13 protein-coding genes are annotated in these 16,845 nt (G+C 50.7%); 9 read left to right on the top strand and 4 right to left on the bottom strand.

Annotation, left to right across the window (positions count from 1 at the left end; translation table 11 throughout):
• Nucleotides 1–19: 19 nt before the first annotated feature.
• Nucleotides 20–442 carry a chemotaxis protein CheW gene (locus tag CF651_RS07510; RefSeq protein WP_094014238.1) on the top strand — a complete coding sequence of 141 codons (423 nt, stop codon included), beginning with the start codon at nucleotides 20–22 and terminating at the stop codon, nucleotides 440–442.
• Between the two features lie 48 nt (nucleotides 443–490).
• On the opposite strand, the gene CF651_RS07515 is transcribed toward CF651_RS07510, so the two are convergent.
• The gene (locus tag CF651_RS07515; RefSeq protein WP_094014265.1) at nucleotides 491–1,459 is read right to left on the bottom strand and encodes a formylglycine-generating enzyme family protein; all 969 of its coding nucleotides are present in this window, start codon (nucleotides 1,457–1,459) and stop codon (nucleotides 491–493) included.
• Nucleotides 1,460–1,678: 219 nt separating this feature from the next.
• Between CF651_RS07515 and CF651_RS07525 the strand changes: the two genes are divergently transcribed.
• The 4 genes from CF651_RS07525 to CF651_RS07540 all read left to right on the top strand — a co-directional run bounded on the left by CF651_RS07525 (nucleotide 1,679) and on the right by CF651_RS07540 (nucleotide 6,474).
• Nucleotides 1,679–2,635 carry an ABC transporter permease gene (locus tag CF651_RS07525; RefSeq protein ID WP_094014240.1) on the top strand — a complete coding sequence of 319 codons (957 nt, stop codon included), beginning with the start codon at nucleotides 1,679–1,681 and terminating at the stop codon, nucleotides 2,633–2,635.
• A 24-nt stretch (nucleotides 2,636–2,659) separates the two neighbouring features.
• Complete coding sequence (locus CF651_RS07530; protein WP_094014241.1) at nucleotides 2,660–3,538, top strand: carbohydrate ABC transporter permease; 879 nt, start codon at nucleotides 2,660–2,662, stop codon at nucleotides 3,536–3,538.
• A gap of 305 nt (nucleotides 3,539–3,843) precedes the next feature.
• Entirely contained in the window at nucleotides 3,844–4,755 is a 912-nt protein-coding gene (locus CF651_RS07535; protein ID WP_094014242.1) for a dihydrodipicolinate synthase family protein, read from the top strand.
• Between the two features lie 30 nt (nucleotides 4,756–4,785).
• Complete coding sequence (locus tag CF651_RS07540) at nucleotides 4,786–6,474, top strand: ribulokinase (RefSeq protein ID WP_094014243.1); 1,689 nt, start codon at nucleotides 4,786–4,788, stop codon at nucleotides 6,472–6,474.
• A gap of 73 nt (nucleotides 6,475–6,547) precedes the next feature.
• On the opposite strand, the gene CF651_RS07545 is transcribed toward CF651_RS07540, so the two are convergent.
• Nucleotides 6,548–7,735 carry an MFS transporter gene (locus CF651_RS07545; RefSeq protein ID WP_094014244.1) on the bottom strand — a complete coding sequence of 396 codons (1,188 nt, stop codon included), beginning with the start codon at nucleotides 7,733–7,735 and terminating at the stop codon, nucleotides 6,548–6,550.
• Between the two features lie 141 nt (nucleotides 7,736–7,876).
• Between CF651_RS07545 and CF651_RS07550 the strand changes: the two genes are divergently transcribed.
• A complete protein-coding gene (locus CF651_RS07550; RefSeq protein WP_094014245.1) occupies nucleotides 7,877–8,218 on the top strand; it encodes a winged helix-turn-helix transcriptional regulator in 342 nt (113 codons plus the stop codon).
• Between the two features lies 1 nt (nucleotide 8,219).
• On the opposite strand, the gene CF651_RS07555 is transcribed toward CF651_RS07550, so the two are convergent.
• Nucleotides 8,220–8,600: a DoxX family protein gene (locus CF651_RS07555; protein WP_094014246.1), complete on the bottom strand. Its 381-nt coding sequence runs from the start codon at nucleotides 8,598–8,600 to the stop codon at nucleotides 8,220–8,222.
• Between the two features lie 261 nt (nucleotides 8,601–8,861).
• Here CF651_RS07555 and CF651_RS07560 point away from each other — a divergent pair, with 261 nt between their 5' ends.
• Together CF651_RS07560 and CF651_RS07565 are read left to right on the top strand one after the other, a co-directional pair.
• Entirely contained in the window at nucleotides 8,862–10,922 is a 2,061-nt protein-coding gene (locus CF651_RS07560; RefSeq protein ID WP_179232724.1) for a sensor domain-containing protein, read from the top strand.
• Nucleotides 10,923–11,279: 357 nt separating this feature from the next.
• Nucleotides 11,280–13,349: a right-handed parallel beta-helix repeat-containing protein gene (locus CF651_RS07565; RefSeq protein WP_179232725.1), complete on the top strand. Its 2,070-nt coding sequence runs from the start codon at nucleotides 11,280–11,282 to the stop codon at nucleotides 13,347–13,349.
• Nucleotides 13,350–13,456: 107 nt separating this feature from the next.
• On the opposite strand, the gene CF651_RS07570 is transcribed toward CF651_RS07565, so the two are convergent.
• Nucleotides 13,457–14,245, bottom strand: coding sequence for a helix-turn-helix domain-containing protein (locus CF651_RS07570; RefSeq protein WP_094014249.1), 789 nt, complete (start codon nucleotides 14,243–14,245; stop codon nucleotides 13,457–13,459).
• A 201-nt stretch (nucleotides 14,246–14,446) separates the two neighbouring features.
• On the opposite strand from CF651_RS07570, the gene tynA reads away from it, so the two are divergent.
• Complete coding sequence (gene tynA / locus CF651_RS07575) at nucleotides 14,447–16,723, top strand: primary-amine oxidase (RefSeq protein WP_094014250.1); 2,277 nt, start codon at nucleotides 14,447–14,449, stop codon at nucleotides 16,721–16,723.
• Nucleotides 16,724–16,845: the final 122 nt, after the last annotated feature.

Genomic DNA, 16,845 nt, shown 5'->3' on the forward strand with positions numbered 1-16,845 from the left:
ATCGATACGGAGTGATAGCATGAGCACCGTTCGGCAGGAGCAGTTCATAGAGATGGCCATCGGGCAGGAGCACTATGCCATTGGCATCGACCGGATCCGGGAAATTATCCGGTTGCAAAATATAACGGCAATTCCCCATTCCAGACCGCATGTCAAGGGAGTGATCCATTTACGGGGCAATATCGTGCCGGTGATCAGCTTGCGAATATTATTAGGGCTGCCGGAGGATAAGCCGACAAAGGCTGCGCGCATCGTCATTGTCAAGGATGGGGACGAATCGGTCGGTGTTATCGTGGACCGCGTGACCCAGGTTGCCGTATATTCGTGCCTGCACGTCCCGCCTGACAGCGGGGAGGACAGCCAGTCTTATGTGCAGCGAATCGGACAAAACGATCGGCATCTGGCGGCTATTCTGAATATGGATAAAATATTGAATAAGTAAAAAAAAAATCCAGCTCCCCATCGAGCTGGATTTACTTTTTTTCCGGACCTATACGTCCGCTGCACACCGAAAGCCGATGTTGCTGGAGGCACTGTCGGGGGTGTTGGAGCTTCTTGCGCCGACTCTGTAGCGGTTGCAGTAGGATTTATGACATAAGAACGAGCCGCCTCGCATTACCCGCTTGTCCCCACGCACAGGCCCGGCCGGATTGCTGCGCGGTCCGGTAAGATGCCAATCGGGGCTGAACCAGTCGGAGCACCATTCCCACACATTGCCGGATACATTATAGAGCCCGTATCCGTTAGGAGGAAAGGAGTGAACGGGAGCCGTTCCGAGGAACCCGTCGGACAGGTTGTTCTTTTCGGGAAATTTCCCCTGCCATATGTTGCACATATGCTGGCCGTCCTGCTTCAGCAAATCCCCCCAAGGGTACCTCTTCTGAACCAGACCGCCGCGTGCGGCGTATTCCCATTCGGCTTCGGTAGGCAGACGCTTGCCCGCCCAGGAGCAGTATGCCGCGGCATCGTTCCAGGAAATATGGGTTACAGGATGGTCCATGACTTCTTCGATTCCTGAGCTTGGGCCGTACGGATGCTTCCAATCCGCGCCTTCAACGACCCACCACCAAGGGGTCTGCTGTGCGGCATTGGTTACGTTTGCTCTATCCGCTTCGGCCACCAGCAGGTGAAACACGTACGACCAGCCGAACGCTTCGGATTCCGTCTTGTACCCGGTTTCCTTCACAAAGGCTTGAAACTGTTCGTTGCTCACTGTATACGGATCGATATAAAAAGGCTTGAGCGTGATTTCTCTGACAGGTCCTTCGCCATCGGAAGGAAATCCTTCCTGGTCGTCCGTTCCCATAAGGAAAGCTCCGCCGGGCAGGTATATCATGTGATCCTTAGAGGATAGCTCGTGACGCGCGGCAGGAGCCGGCTCCTGCGCCGTTTGAGGTGCTTCAGAGCTTCTGCTGATGCTGCAGCAGGAGGGGAGATTTGGATCGGATGAGCTCATCATCATGTACCTACTTTCTCATCGGCTTGTGCCGATTATATTCCTGATTATAGTTTACTTTGGATCTATGGCTTGCAGCAACCAAAGAAAACACAAAGAAAACACAAGGACTGTAAAAGAAACTCCATTGCGGCAAACAGCCTCCGATTATACGATAGTAGCATACCAAATATACAGCAGGTTGGCATGTAACGGATGTGCAATTGACAAGGAGGGGCCAGCATGGCAAGCAAAGTTCAAGCAATGGATGGTGTAGGGTATAAGGCCAGACCGGGCAGAGGAATGTTATCCTACATGTGGAAGTTTAGAACGCTCTATTTCATTTCGATTCCGGGGATCATTTATTTCTTTATTTTTAAATATATCCCGCTGTTCGGATCCGTCATCGCTTTTCAGGACTACAACATTTTTCAAGGCATTATGGGCAGTAAATGGGTAGGCTTGGCGCATTTCGAAAAAATGTTCGCGCATTACGATTTTTTGCGTATTTTGAAAAACACGCTTCTCATCGGACTGTACGATCTCATCTTCGCTTTTCCGGCTCCGATCATTCTTGCGCTGCTGCTAAATGAGCTTAGAGTCATTGTGTACAAGCGGGTGCTTCAGACGGTAGTGTACATGCCGCACTTCTTGTCCTGGGTTATTGTCAGCGGGATCGCGATTGGTATTCTGTCCCCGTCGACAGGGATTGTGAATCAGTTCCTCAGCTGGCTCGGCTTTGAGCCGATTTATTTTCTCGGTGAAGACTCGTATATCCGGTCCATTCTCATCGGTGCAGGCATGTGGCGGGATTCCGGTTACGGGACGATTATTTATTTAGCCGCGCTGGCGGGCATAAATCCTGACCTGTACGAGGCAGCTGAGGTGGATGGTGCGAACCGCTGGAGGCAGACGATCTCGATTACGCTTCCTTCGCTAATGCCAACGATCGTGATTTTGTTCCTGATGCATATCGGCAAGTTTCTCGATTTTGGGATCGAGCGGGTGCTGGTATTCCTCAATCCGCTGAATATCGTAAACGGCGAGATCCTGGATACGTATATTTATAAAGCCGGTTTGCTGGGTCAGCAATACAGCTATACGACCGCTATCGGTTTGTTCAACTCCATTGTCGGTTTGACGCTCATCGTCGTGGGCAACATGCTCAGCAAGAAAGCAACCGGAGAAGGACTCTACTAACCAGAAGAGAGGTGTCTACTACCTATGAGAAAAGCAACCCCGGCCTGGCAGGCGTTTAATATAGCGAATTTGACATTCCTGACGTTACTTGCGCTATTGCTGTTTCTGCCGTTTCTAAATGTCATCGCCCAATCGTTAAGCGACTCGAACGCGATCATAGCAGGGAAGGTCGTCTTCCTCCCCGTAGACTTTACGACAATCAACTATGAATATGTATTCAGCGATGCAGCCATCTGGCGGTCCATCGGTGTAACCGTATACATTACCGTAATGGGCACGCTCATTAACTTACTCGCGACCGCATCGCTCGCGTATCCTGTATCCCGACCGGAGTATGTGGGACGCAAAGCGGTCATTATTTTCATCCTGATTACGATGGTATTCTCTGCGCCGCTCATTCCGAACTTTATCCTGATGAAGAATTTGAACCTGGTGAACTCCTTGTGGGCCCTGATGCTGCCAGGTGCGATCAGCGCATTCAACTTCTTCGTGATGAGATCGTTCTTCCTGCAGCTTCCTTCCGAGCTGATTGATTCGGGACGTATCGACGGCTGCGGAGAGCTTCGCATGATCTGGAGCATCGTCCTGCCGCTTTCGAAGCCGGTCATGGCCTCACTGGGTATTTTCTACGCTATCGGCCATTGGAATACTTATATTGCAGCACTGTATTACATCAACAAGCCGCAATTGTGGCCTTTGCAGGTCAAGCTGCGCCAATTGATTCAATCCGACGATATTTCGATCGACCCGAATGCCTCCCAATTCAGCTCGCTTGCCCATATGAATCCCGAGGGCATCAAGATGGCGACAATTATCGTGGCAACCATACCGATCATTCTGATTTATCCGTTCCTGCAAAAGCATTTCGTTAAAGGAATGATGGTCGGCTCGGTCAAATCGTAAGCGGTACAATAGGCAGGTTCTTCGCATCATCCCCTCGGGGGAGGACAGCAAAAGCGCAGCCCCATCCACATTCGATGTGGAGAGGGTGGCGCTTTTTTTGTGTCTGAACCCGGCAGTGCCCTGCCCCGCAGTCAGTTTCAATCCTCACCTCCAGAAAAGTTGTTGACATGAAAATGCTTATTAAATAAAATAAAAACGTATTAGCAAAACGTATTAGCATAACGTTTTAGCAAAGAGAAATAACTTATTCAATTCGCCAAACCTCCGGGAAAAAACGGAATATCGGATAGCGAGGGAGACGCCATATGACAATGAATATATCGCAAGGAGTTTGGCCTACGATGGTGACTCCTTTTACGGAGCGGAACGAGATCGATTACGCTGCACTGGAGAGAGCGATAGAATGGTATATCGCCAAAGGGGTGGACGGATTGTTCGCTGTCTGCCAGTCGAGTGAGATGTTTTACTTAAGCTTGGAGGAGCGGGTCCAGCTTGCGGCCTTCGTCAAGGAGAAATCGGCCGGCCGCGTTCCGGTCATTGCCTCCGGCCATATTTCGGATGCATTTGAGGATCAGGTTCAAGAGCTGAAGGCCATTGCCGGCACGGGGATCGACGCGTTGGTGTTAATTACAAACCGGCTCGCTCCGGAGGACGAATCGGATGAGGTGTGGAAGGCGAATTTGGAAAAGCTTCTGGCCGAGCTGCCGGAAACGACGCCTCTCGGTTTTTATGAATGTCCGTATCCCTACAAACGGCTGATTTCCCCTGAGCTGCTGAAATGGTGTGCGGAAACGGGCCGCTTCCTGTTCCTTAAGGATACGAGCTGCGATGTAGCTCATATGAAGGCCAAATTAAAGGCTGTCCAAGGGACGGGCTTGAACATTTATAATGCGAATTCCGCTACGCTGCTCGAAACGCTAAAGCTGGGGATTACAGGCTACAGCGGAGTGATGGCGAACTTCCATCCGGAGCTGTATGTAAGGCTCATGCGCCATGGGGCCAACCGCTCTGAGGAAGCGGAGCAGCTCATCAGCTTCTTAAGCATTGCTTCTTTCATCGAAAAGCAGCTGTACCCGGTAAACGCGAAATATTACCTCATGCTGGAAGGGGTCTATACAAATTATGACTGCCGCTCCAAAAATCATCGCGAATTCACGGCAACGAACCGGCTTGAGGTTGAGCAGCTGCGCCGGTTGACGCAATCGTTTCTTTCATAGGACCATCATGACAAAAAGGAGGGGCATTAGATGAATAAACGTTACGCCATTGGTGTGGATTATGGAACGGAATCCGGCAGGGCGCTGCTCGTCGATGTGGAGAACGGGCGGGAGGTTGCGGCTCATGTCACCCCGTATCCCCACGGCGTCATGGACGAGCGATTGCCCGGTTCCGGAGCTCTGTTAGCGCCGGATTGGGCGCTGCAGCATCCGGACGATTACTTGGAGGTACTGAGACAATCGGTTCCGGCGGTGCTTGAAGCCTCGGGTGTGGACCCGGAGCAAGTCATCGGCATCGGGATCGATTTTACGGCTTGTACGGTGCTTCCCGTAGATGAGCAGGGCGAGCCGCTATGTTACCAGGAGGCGCTAAAACATGAGCCGCATGCCTATGTAAAGCTGTGGAAGCATCATGCGGCACAGGAGGAGGCGAACCGGATTAACGCTGCGGCTGAGAAGCTGGGCGCCGCTTTTTTAAGCAGATACGGCGGCAAAACCTCCTCGGAATGGCTGGTGGCTAAGGCGTGGCAGGTATTGAATGAAGCGCCGGCGCTTTACGAGCGAACAGACCGGTTTATGGAAGCAGCGGACTGGGTCGTGCTGCAAATGACCGGCAGTGCCGTTCGCAGCAGCTGCTGCGCGGGGTACAAGGCTTTCTGGCATAAAGCGGACGGCTATCCCGATCAAGATTTCTTCCGCGCTTTGGACCCGAGGCTGGAGTCTTTTGTTGAAACCAAGCTTCGCGGGGAAGTTGTATCATTAGGCTCCAAGGCTGGCGAGCTGACGGCCGAGGCGGCAGCCATGATGGGGCTGCGGCCTGGTACCGCGGTAGCCGTCGGCATTATCGACGCCCATGCGGGGGTTCCCGGGACAGGTGCGGTGCGTGCCGGGCAGATGGTCATGGCAATGGGAACGTCGCTCTGTCATATGCTGCTGAGCGACAAGGAAATTCACGCCGAGGGCATCTGCGGTGTAGTAGAGGATGGCATTATCCCGGGACTGTACGGGTACGAAGCGGGACAGCCGGCTGTCGGCGATATTTTCGGATGGTATGTGGAGCAAGCTGTCCCTGCTTATATGAAGGAGGCGGCGGATCAAGCAGGCATCAGCGTGCATGCCTATTTGGAGCGTAAGGCTGCGGAATTGAAGCCGGGTCAGCACGGATTGCTTGCCCTTGATTGGTGGAACGGCAACCGGACGGTGCTCGTCGATGCGGATTTGAGCGGAATGATCGTAGGCCTGACCCTGCAAACGAAACCGGAGGAAATCTACCGCTCTTTGCTGGAAGCGACGGCGTTCGGCACGCGTAAAATTATTGACACGTTCACGCAGGCAGGCATTGAGGTGAGCGAGCTATTCGCATGCGGTGGCCTTCCGCAGCGCAACCGGCTGCTAATGCAGATTTATGCGGATGTCACCGGCCGGGAAATCAAGATTGCCGATTCGGTGCAGACGCCTGCACTTGGAGCAGCGATGTTCGGCGCGGTGGCCGCAGGAACCGGGCGGGGCGGCTATGCCGACATTGCCGAGGCAGCCGCCCGCATGGCGCGAGTACGTGAAGAAACGTACAAGCCGATCCGTGAGAACAGCGAGATTTATGAGGAGCTGTACCGGGAATACAATCGGTTGTACGAGCTGTTCGGCCGTGGCGGTAATGATGTGATGAAATCCTTGAAGCGGATGAAATTGCGTCAAGAGGAAGCCGTGGCTGTACGATAAATTAAATACAGAAAGCAAAGAGCGCAGGTTGCCTAAGAATAGGCAGCATGCGCTCTTTGTTTCCTCTTGACGTTCATTGAACAGTAGTGTGTGGTGCATCGTTCATTCTCCGCCGTTTTTTCCCCAACGAAAAACTGATCGACGCAGCCGCTAACCCGAGACTGACAATGAGGCAGGCCATCCATGGATTATACAGGACGGTGGATGCAGCGTTGATCACTAGTCCCCCCATTCCGGCCCCTGCCGCCAAGCCCAAATGAATAATGGACGTATTCAAGCTGAGAACGAGACTGGACGATTGCGGCGCCTGCTGAATAAAATACGATTGAATAGCCGGACCGCCCACGAACATGGAGCAAATGATGAGGCCGATCAGGATTAATCCTATCCACGTCATACCAGAGCTTAGAGGCAAAAGAGCTAAGGCCGCCACTTGGATGATCATACTGAAAGTAATGACCCGCGAGGCTCCCCAACGGTCGACCCCATAACCGCCCAAGCGCGAGCCGATAGCGCCGAAAGTGCCAAAGACAAGCATGATGAGGCTTATGCTGGACATGTTTAAATGAAAGGTATCTGTTATAAAGGGGGTTAAATAAGTAAAAAGGATCGAATTGCCCGATTCCCTGAAGAAGGTAAGAAACAGGCCGCTGACAATGATCATGCTGCCAAGTACTTTGAATTGCTGCTGAAAGGATACCGGTGCGTCCCCTTCGATTTCGGGAAGAAGGCGCCAGATCACGAATGCAATCACCAGGCTGAACATACATAGAATCATAAAGATGGCATGCCAACTCATCCAGTTCGTGATGGCGATCCCTATAGGGACACCCAGGATCATCGCGGTGCTGAAGCCTAGAACGATTGTGCCGATGGCGCGTCCCAGATTCTCGGCAGGCACCAGCTTGGCTGCAGCACTGAACGCCACAACAAGATAAACACCGGAGCTTACCCCCAGCATCATGCGTGAAGCCATGAGGATCGAAATCTCCGAGCTTCCAAAGCTTAGCAGGCATCCGAGGAGGAAGACAACCAAGGAGCCGAGCAGCACTTTTTTTCGCCCGATCCGGGAAGTAAGTGACACCAAAATGGGGGTTCCAATCGCAAAAGCAAGCGAATATGCTGTAATCAATTGCCCGGCCAAGGCGATGGAAATGTGCAGGTCTTGAGCAATGATGTGGAGGATACCGGATACAACCAGCTCGGAGGTGGCCGTTAGAAATACACCCAATGCAAGAATATAAACAGTCAATCGATTCATTTGAATCATCCCTTCTGGTGGTCTTTGCGGGACCTTTTGACTGTATTATAATAACGTTACATTCATTTTGTAAGAAGGCAAAGTATTTGGACATTATCCAAGTATTTTGACTAACTAACTATAAGTAAGCAGGTGAGAGGGATGGAAACTAATAAAGAAGAAGTTCAGGGCTTCTCCAATATTTGCTCGGTATTGCAAATTCTTGGCGCGAAATGGGCCTTCCTGGTTATTGCCGAGCTGTCTAAAGGTCCGAAGCGATTTAAGCAGCTTCATCGGGATGTCGCCATCATCAAGACGCAGTCGTTAACCGATGTGCTGCGCCACCTGGAGCAGAATGGGATTGTGCTGCGCAAAGTTTTTCCTACGGTACCCGTGTCGGTTGAATATTCCTTAACGGAGAAAGGGCTGGATTTTCAATTGGCTCTACAGGAAATGGAGAAATGGGCGATGAAGTGGGGGAACATGGAGTCGGGAACCAAATGATTTACTTCATTGCAGACCTATGCTTCAACCTCTTATGATGTAAAATATACGAACCGGCGATCAGAATAAATCCGATAATGAAAAATATCCATCCGCTTGCAGGGTCCCCCACAGCTATGCTTGAATACATTGCTCCTGACAAATCAAAAACAAAACCGGCATAAGCCCATTCCTTCAATCGCGGAAATCCCGGTACCAGAATAGCTATTACGCCCAGCAGCTTGGCTATGCCCAGAAATGGGAGAAGGTAAGCAGGGTAACCCAAGTGCTGGAACAAAGCTACGGCATCTGGAACAGACAGAATGTCCGGGAACGACCCAAGACCCATGAGAACGGCCAGCAATCCGGTCAAAATCCAGTAGAATACGGTTGTCTTTTTCATGTTATATGACTTCCTTTCGGTTTGAGCTCAGGATAACCCGCTTGATCAGCAGCTCCCGGCCTTTAAGATGATTTTAATATACCTTATACGGAATATTCCTGTAAAGGAATATTTTAAAAAATGCCGTATGATACTGCCAGGCCCTTATGAATCCGTTTGCAAATTAAGGCGCCAGAAGCAGGAAAGTTGTAAGATCATGTCGAAAATAATGACTAAATGAGTACCTTGCGAGAAAATAATCTTCTTATGGAGCGGCATCTTATGATTGATAATCTGCAAGAATCCTTATTGTCGTTATTTGAATATAACCCGGATCCCTGTTACATTCTGGATCTTCGGGGGAAGTTTATTGCTTTTAATGACGCAACCCTCAAGCTGACAGGATATTCCAAGGAAGAGCTTCTGGCGATGACGTTTCATCCGTTGATTGTGCCGGAACAGCTGGAGGATGTGAGGCGTACTTTTCACACGATTGTTACAATCGGGATGAAGGCGGATTTTGAAGTGATGCTTTATGCCAAGAGCGGAGAGCTGCTGCACCTAAGCGTAACTGCTATGCCGGTCAACATCGGAGGGGAGACCACGGGTGTGATTGGTATGGTGAAGAACTTAACGAAAAGCAAAAGGCTTGAACAATCTCTTCTCAACACCCAAACGCAGCTTAAGAATATATTTGATTCCGTAAAAGTATGTTTATGGTCCCGCCATCTGGTGACGGAAGAAACCCAGGTATCCCCGGCGTGTGAAGTCATTTACGGCTTTTCGCAGCAGCAATTTGTGGACAATCCTTATCTTTGGAAACAAGTGATCTACCCTGATGACCTGCCCGATGTAGAGAAGCGTCAAAGGAGCATGGCGTGCGGTGAAGCCCTCAGTCACGAATACCGTATTGTCCGAGCGGATGGCGAAGTGCGCTGGGTTCATGATTATACGGTTCCTGTATTAAATCAAGCGGGTGCGGTCGTGCGTCTGGACGGGGTCATTTCCGATATTTCAGTCCGTAAAAAAACGGAAGAACGGCTTTATACGCTGGCTTATCATGATGCACTGACGGGACTGCCCAATCGAAGATTTATCCGTGAGCGGATTCGGACGGTGATAGGACAGGCGGAGCGGAAAAGGACGAAGGTGTTCATCCTGTATCTTGACCTTGATGGGTTTAAGTCGATCAATGATTCTTTGGGCCATTCAGGCGGAGACCGGCTGCTGCAAAGAGTGTCCAAACGGATCACCCGCTGCCTCAGGCAGGGAGACCCTATCGCGCGCATCGGCGGGGATGAATTTGCGATTATTTTGGAAGAAGCGACAGAGACGGATGTTGAGCTCATTGCAGACCGCATTTTGGAGGCGGTTGCCAAGCCGTTTCGGATGACACACCAAGAGTTTATTGTTACAACCAGTATAGGCATCAGCGTATATCCCGAGCATGGCGATCATCATGAGCCTTTGTTTAAACGGGCGGATCAGGCCATGTATTTCGCGAAAGAAAAGGGAAAAAATCAAATTCAGTGGTTCAATCAAGAAATTTCAGACAAGGTTGAGCGAAGGCTGATGCTGGAGCAAGGGCTAAGAAAGGCGCTGCTTCAGGAAGAATTCGTTCTGTATTACCAGCCTATTGTGAATGTTGTGACGAAACGGATTGTTGGGACGGAGGCGCTCATTCGCTGGAAGCATGCCGCGGGATTAATTTCTCCATTGGAATTTATTCAGATCGCCGAGGAATTGGGCCACATCGTCCAGATCGGGGAGTGGGTGCTTCGAACCGCATGTATTCAAAATAAAATGTGGCAGGGCCTCGCCCGGGAAAGCCTGTTTGTGTCCGTCAATTTGTCCGTGCGGCAGCTGGAGCAAGATGGCTTCGTCGAGTCGCTTCAAGCGATATTGGAGGAGACGGAGCTGGATCCCCGGTATTTGCACGTTGAAATTACAGAGAGTGCGGCCATCAAAAATATACATCAAGCCCTTACCGTACTGCAAACGTTGAGCAGCCTGGGGGTATCGATATCCATTGATGATTTTGGAACCGGCTATTCTTCCCTTAGCTACCTGGAAAAGCTCCCGATACATACGCTTAAAATAGATCAAATGTTTATTCGTTCGAACCAGATGGCCATCATTAAGGCGATTATTGCGATGGCGAACAGTCTGAACCTATGTGTGATTGCAGAAGGGGTAGAAACCAAAGAGCAGCTGCGGCGAATTCGTGACATCGGCTGCTCCGATATGCAGGGGTATTGGTTCAGTGAACCGGTGCAACCGCAGATTATCGAGTCATTCTTGCTTGATACGGATCTCTGGAGTCGTTTCTTGGAAAAGGCCTAAGACAGCCTGTACCCTAAAAATAGGCCCTGAACCGGCTATTTTGCTACCGGAGGACCAGGCCGGTAGCCGATCTTCGGCATTTGGCTTCGATTGTGGGTCATAGGGACTGCTTTGAACCGGGTCATGGAAGGATTACCGGGACTTAAGACAGCTTTTAACGGCTGTCTTTTTATTTTGGCCGTGATTTAATGCTCTGAATGAAGGGAATACAGGTAATCAAAGAAGCGATTTTGCTCAAAAGAACACTTATTTCTTGCTAACAAACAGTGTCAAATAATGACAAATTATGCCCTTTTTATGATGTATGATTAGAAAATGAGCTTTCCAAAATTTGTACAAAGTATGGTGAGGGTGAAAATGAAAAAAGGTTGGCTGTTATGTTTAATTCTGATTGGCGTCATGCAGTTAAGTGCCGCCGCGGCGTCGGATGCGGATAATTCCGTATACACGCTGGTTCCGAAGGACTGGAACATTTACAACGACGGGACACACCCCGTAGAAACGACCAAAGGACTGAATGACGCATTGCAGTGGGCGCACGACAACGGGAAAAAGGTGTTCCACGTTCCGGCGGGGACGTATTTGATCAAAAAACAGGACCCCAAGCTGTCTCTGGATACGAGCGCACGTATTAACATGGTTTCGGATATGACGTTCGAGCTGGACGACAAGGCTGTGATCCAGAAGGAAAGCAACGGCTTCAAAGGCTATCAGACCCTGCATATCGGCTATAGAGCGAACAATGTCACGATCAAAGGGGGAACCTATCGGGGAGATAAGGATACCCATGATTATTCCAGCGGGGGGACCCATGAGGGTGGGTATGGGATCACCACAGAGGGCGCCGTCAACGTGACAATCGATGGGGTGAAGGGCATCAACTTTACCGGGGACGGGTTAGCTATCGGAGGCAAGGGGACGATGGTGCAGGATTTGTATGAAGCAAGCTTCACGTCCGGCGGCATTGACGACAATGGAAATCTGATCAAGGATGCGGCCAAAATACGCACGAAGGCTGCGCTTACGTTTAACCATCCGATCTTCCAGACCGAACGGGAGTTTGAGCTGTCAAATAGGCAGAAGCTGCCGGGCACGTTTGACATTTACTTTTATAAAAAAGATGGGACGTTTCTTTCCAAGCTAAAAGGCCAGAGCATGCGTCAGCTGATGAAAATCCCGGATGGCGCAAATCATTTTTACCTCGTATTCAATCAGCCGGCCAGCACAGGAGCCTATGTGGAGTTTTGGCAGCGGGCCGTTTCCAAGCAGGTAAAGGTGCAAAATTCCGAATTTGCCTTTAACCGCAGGCAGGGCATTACGATAGGCGGGGGAGACCAAATCACGATCGAGAACAACGTTCTCCACGATATCAAGGGCACAGCGCCCCAATCAGGGATTGATGTGGAAGGAGGCTACGGCGAAAACGGCCATTTGAATACGAACATTTTTATTAAAAATAACGAATTTTACAATAACGCCGCTTACGATATCATCCTTTATGATGGTCACGATGCGACGGTGGAAGGGAACCATCTGGCTTCGAAGGGGAAAATCGGACTCGCTGTTTCCCCTCCGTTTACCAAGGCGCTGATTAAAGACAATCATTTCGATGGATCAAGCATTTATGCATACCACGATGTCGAATTCGTCGGCAACAAGATGAACAATTCCTTAACGCACCTGGAAGGGCCGAATTTGAAGCTGGACGGCATGACCTTTACCGACTCCAAGTTCATTATTAGCAGCAAGGATCCGTTCGGCGTAACGGCATCGAACATTACGATGTACAATGAGAAGGGAGGCTCGGAGCTGTCCTTGTGGGTCAATCCGGTTCGGCTGGATCATATCACGATGTACGGGGGCAGTATTTCAGGGGGCGTACCGAATGGGAGCATTATCGAATATTTGAAGGTTCGGGAAACGAGCAGCTTGAATATGCCGCCGGGGACTTACAATTATTGCGATATTGAGTCCTCTACCGCTGGAATTACGCTGGATGGGGCTGGCAAGTACGTATTTGATCAATGCAGCCTGAAGGTGAAGGAAGGCGTGCTGGTGACCCACGAGAATGCCGATTTCACGATGACCGGATCTACATTTGAGATGCTGGACAGACGGTTTGCGCTGAAGGCGGTGAAAGCGGAGAAGCTGCGGTTTGAGAATAACGAAATCTTGTCCGAGCAGCTGACGGCCTCTACCGACTACGCGATTATGATCGGAGATTTTTGGACGCGAAACAATCCTTACCTGGTCAAAGCAGCCGTAATTCAAGGGAACACGATCACAAGTAACATGACGTCCGAAGGCATCTCCACCATATACGCAGGGGTTGGCGCGCCGCAGTACACGATTAAAGACAATACTTTAATCAATGCGAAGCTGAGGCTGCGCACAACGGATATGAATGTCAGCAACATAGAGAAGTAAAGCGAAGCGGTAAACACGAACGTCCGAGTCTGAGGATTCTTTCCCGAGCATGACAGGGGAATCCTAAGGCTCGGACGTTTCTTTTTCGTTACAGCAGCAGGCGGTTGCTACCCTTGGGCCTGGCGTACTTTATGAACCATTTGCATTGGCGTAATGAGAGTGAACTGTTTGAATTCCTTCACAAAATGGGACTGATCGTAATAGCCTTGGAGGTTCACTGCATCTGTTAGCATGGTGTATTGTTTCATGACATAGTACAGAACATGCTGGAACCGGATAATGCGGCTGTACAGCTTGGGGGAGATACCCAAACGGTCCTCGAACCTTTTCCTGACGTAACGCGAGGAATAGCCGGATTCTTCAGCCAAATCGTTGATGCCTACATTGCCCAGGGTTTGATGAATTCGGTTCACACAGTAATCGACGAGCCCTTGCGGAGCTTCCGCCTCGATCAGCATTGGGAGAAGCCTTTGCTCGAATCGCGTGATGCGTTCCTCGAAGTGCAGTTTCTCCATAAAGCCATCGGCACAGCCTGCGGCGCCTTTAACTACCGAATCAAGAGAAATCTGTCTGTTAATGGTTTCGCGAAAGAGCTGCTGCCGTAGCAGAAGGCTGTGCCTGGAAGTAAATCGCACACCGAAATAATCGGACCGTGCATGGAACGGAATTTGCTCCATTTGCAGTACACTGCCGCAAATAAGCGCCGTGGGCCGGCTGGGATAGCAATGAAACAGCAAATCGATACAGCCGTCAGGAACGACAGGCAGATGCTCCGTTGCGCCCATGGTGAACTGATAGTAAAGAATCGTATGGCTGCCATAAGTTTTAAACTTCTCGATGTACTTGTCTGTCTCAAGCTCGAAGCCGAACTGAAGCGGGCTAGGGTGCATTTTCATAAGAGGACAAGCTTCCAATGTGTCGCGTTTCAACGGGGCCAACACCTCTCGGTCGTTCTTTTTATGTCATTATACCTTACATATTTTGAATTTAGAAGAGCAATTGATGTTCCGTTTTTTACAATACAGCCGGATTTCATGTGATTAATAATAACATGTGTAAAGGCTGAAGCTAAAAAACAGAAGAAGGGGTTGGAACGGATGAAGAGAAAGAAATCGTATGTTAGCTCCGCATTATTGCTCGGTACCTCATTGCTGCTTGCAGCGTCACCTTTGGTCCCAAGCTCCAAAGCCTATGCTCACGGCGGTGAGGTAGAATATGTTCCGCTGCGGACAACTTTGGAGGAATTCGGGGCCGTGGTCACATGGGACGAAGCGACACGGACGATCGTCATGTCAAAGGACAAGCTGGCCGTCAAGGTACAGCCGCAGGCCAAGGAAGCGTTTGTCAACGGCAAGCCGGTTTCCTTAGAGGCGCCCGTGACGATGAAAGGCGACACGGCCTACGTCTCCCATCATTTTATCAATGATGTGTTTCAATCGGGGCTGGACCCGACAGTTCAAGTAGCCGATTCGGCGCATCCGCTTGATCCGCTGACGGCAGGTGAAATTACGGATGTCGTGAAGGTGGTGAAGGCGTCGGATAAATACAAGGAAAGCCTTCGCTTTACCGAAATTTCGCTGGCCCCGCAGCCGAAAGAGCAGGTGTGGGACTGGGTGTTCGGAGGCAAAAGCAGCTTTGAACGCAAGGCGCATGTCGTCGTGTTGGACGGCAAGAAGGTTTTCGAGGGTACGGTCGATCTCGCGTCCAAGACACTGGAGTCCTGGGAGGAAATCCAGGGTGCCCACGGCATGGTCATTCTGGACGATTTTGCAACGGTGCAATCGGCCATTGAGGCCAGTCAGGAATATCGAGAAGCGCTGGAGAAGCGCGGGATTAGCGATGTGAAAAAGGTCGTGGCAACCCCGCTCACGGTAGGTTATTTTAACGAAGCGGACGGCTTGAAGCAGGATTTACGCCTCCTGAAAGTGGTCTCCTATCTCGATGTCGGGGACGGCAATTACTGGGCGCATCCGATTGAAGATTTGGTAGCTGTCGTCGATTTGGAGCAAAAGAAGGTCATCAAGGTGGAGGATGCAGGGGTGATACCTGTCCCGTTGAAGCCGACTCCATACGATGGCCGCAACAAAACGGCTGCGGAAGTGAAGCCGCTGGACATTACCGAGCCGAAGGGGACGAATTATTCGCTTGCAGGGCATTCGATTCATTGGCAAAATTGGGATTTCCACCTGCATCTGGATTCCCGCGTCGGTCCCGTCCTTTCTACGATGACCTATAATGACGGGGGAACGAAGCGTAAGGTCATGTACGAAGGCTCTCTGGGAGGCATGATCGTTCCTTACGGCGACCCGGATATCGGCTGGTATTTCAAGGCGTATCTGGATTCCGGCGACTATGGCATGGGGGTATTGACGTCATCGCTGCAAAGAGGAACCGATGTGCCGGACAACGCCACACTGCTGGATGCAACGATCTCGGATAACGACGGCAACCCGGTAACGATTCCGAATGCCATTGCCGTCTTCGAGCAGTACGCGGGGCCAGAGTACAAGCATAATGAGATGGGCCGCGGTAACGAAAGTCGTGAACGCCGGGAACTGGTCGTCCGCTGGATTAGTACTGTAGGCAACTATGATTATATTTTTGACTGGGTGCTCCTGCAGAACGGTACGGTGAAAATCGATGTCGGCGCCAGTGGAATCGAAGCGGTGAAGGCAGTCAAAACTTCGACGATGCACGATGCGACGGCCGAGGCGGATACACGCTACGGAACGCTGATCGATCATAATATTGTCGGAACAACCCATCAGCACATATATAACTTCCGGTTGGATATGGATGTGGATGGAGAACAGAACTCTCTGACTGAGGTCAATCCGAAGGTGGAGGCCAATACGGAGGGTGGTCCGCGTAAAAGCGTAATGGTCACCGAGCAGAAAACGGTCAAGACGGAGCAGGAAGCGATCCAGAAATTCGACCCTTCGACCATCCGGTTGCTCAGCAATCCGAACAAGGAGAATAAAGTGGGCAACCCGGTTTCGTACCAGATTATTCCGTTTGCCGGAGGTACGCATCCGATTGCCAAAGGGGCTTTGTTCAGTCAGGACGAATGGCTCTATAATCGCGTGAATTTTATGGACAAGCAAATTTGGGTGACACGATACAATCCGGATGAACGGTTCCCGGAGGGCAAATATCCGAACCGGGCCCAATCCGATACGGGCTTGAAGCAATATACGGCAGACAACGAGTCGATCGAAAATACGGATAATGTCGTATGGATCACCACGGGGGCAACCCATGTCGCCCGGGCCGAGGAATGGCCGATGATGCCGACCGAATGGGTGCATGCGATGCTGAAGCCGTGGAACTTTTTCAACGAAACACCTACATTGAACTTGCCTGAAGAGGAATAAGCTGTACGAGGAGCCTCCGGAGCGATCCGGGGGCTCTGCAACGCGCTGCCCTTTCATAAAGCCACGATAGAGATTTTCTCATTTGCCCATTGACAAACGAATGAAGTCTGTTTATGATTACT

The organism is Paenibacillus rigui (genome assembly GCF_002234615.1).
GTDB classification, from domain to species: domain Bacteria; phylum Bacillota; class Bacilli; order Paenibacillales; family NBRC-103111; genus Paenibacillus_S; species Paenibacillus_S rigui.

Excerpts from the sequence above, each read along its gene's own strand:
- CF651_RS07510 (WP_094014238.1), top strand. The coding sequence starts at position 20 with ATGAGCACCGTTCGGCAGGAGCAGTTCATAGAGATGGCCATCGGGCAG.
- CF651_RS07515 (WP_094014265.1), bottom strand. The coding sequence starts at position 1,459 with ATGATGAGCTCATCCGATCCAAATCTCCCCTCCTGCTGCAGCATCAGC.
- CF651_RS07525 (WP_094014240.1), top strand. The coding sequence starts at position 1,679 with ATGGCAAGCAAAGTTCAAGCAATGGATGGTGTAGGGTATAAGGCCAGA.
- CF651_RS07530 (WP_094014241.1), top strand. The coding sequence starts at position 2,660 with ATGAGAAAAGCAACCCCGGCCTGGCAGGCGTTTAATATAGCGAATTTG.
- CF651_RS07535 (WP_094014242.1), top strand. The coding sequence starts at position 3,844 with ATGACAATGAATATATCGCAAGGAGTTTGGCCTACGATGGTGACTCCT.
- CF651_RS07540 (WP_094014243.1), top strand. The coding sequence starts at position 4,786 with ATGAATAAACGTTACGCCATTGGTGTGGATTATGGAACGGAATCCGGC.
- CF651_RS07545 (WP_094014244.1), bottom strand. The coding sequence starts at position 7,735 with ATGAATCGATTGACTGTTTATATTCTTGCATTGGGTGTATTTCTAACG.
- CF651_RS07550 (WP_094014245.1), top strand. The coding sequence starts at position 7,877 with ATGGAAACTAATAAAGAAGAAGTTCAGGGCTTCTCCAATATTTGCTCG.
- CF651_RS07555 (WP_094014246.1), bottom strand. The coding sequence starts at position 8,600 with ATGAAAAAGACAACCGTATTCTACTGGATTTTGACCGGATTGCTGGCC.
- CF651_RS07560 (WP_179232724.1), top strand. The coding sequence starts at position 8,862 with ATGATTGATAATCTGCAAGAATCCTTATTGTCGTTATTTGAATATAAC.
- CF651_RS07565 (WP_179232725.1), top strand. The coding sequence starts at position 11,280 with ATGAAAAAAGGTTGGCTGTTATGTTTAATTCTGATTGGCGTCATGCAG.
- CF651_RS07570 (WP_094014249.1), bottom strand. The coding sequence starts at position 14,245 with ATGAAAATGCACCCTAGCCCGCTTCAGTTCGGCTTCGAGCTTGAGACA.
- tynA (WP_094014250.1), top strand. The coding sequence starts at position 14,447 with ATGAAGAGAAAGAAATCGTATGTTAGCTCCGCATTATTGCTCGGTACC.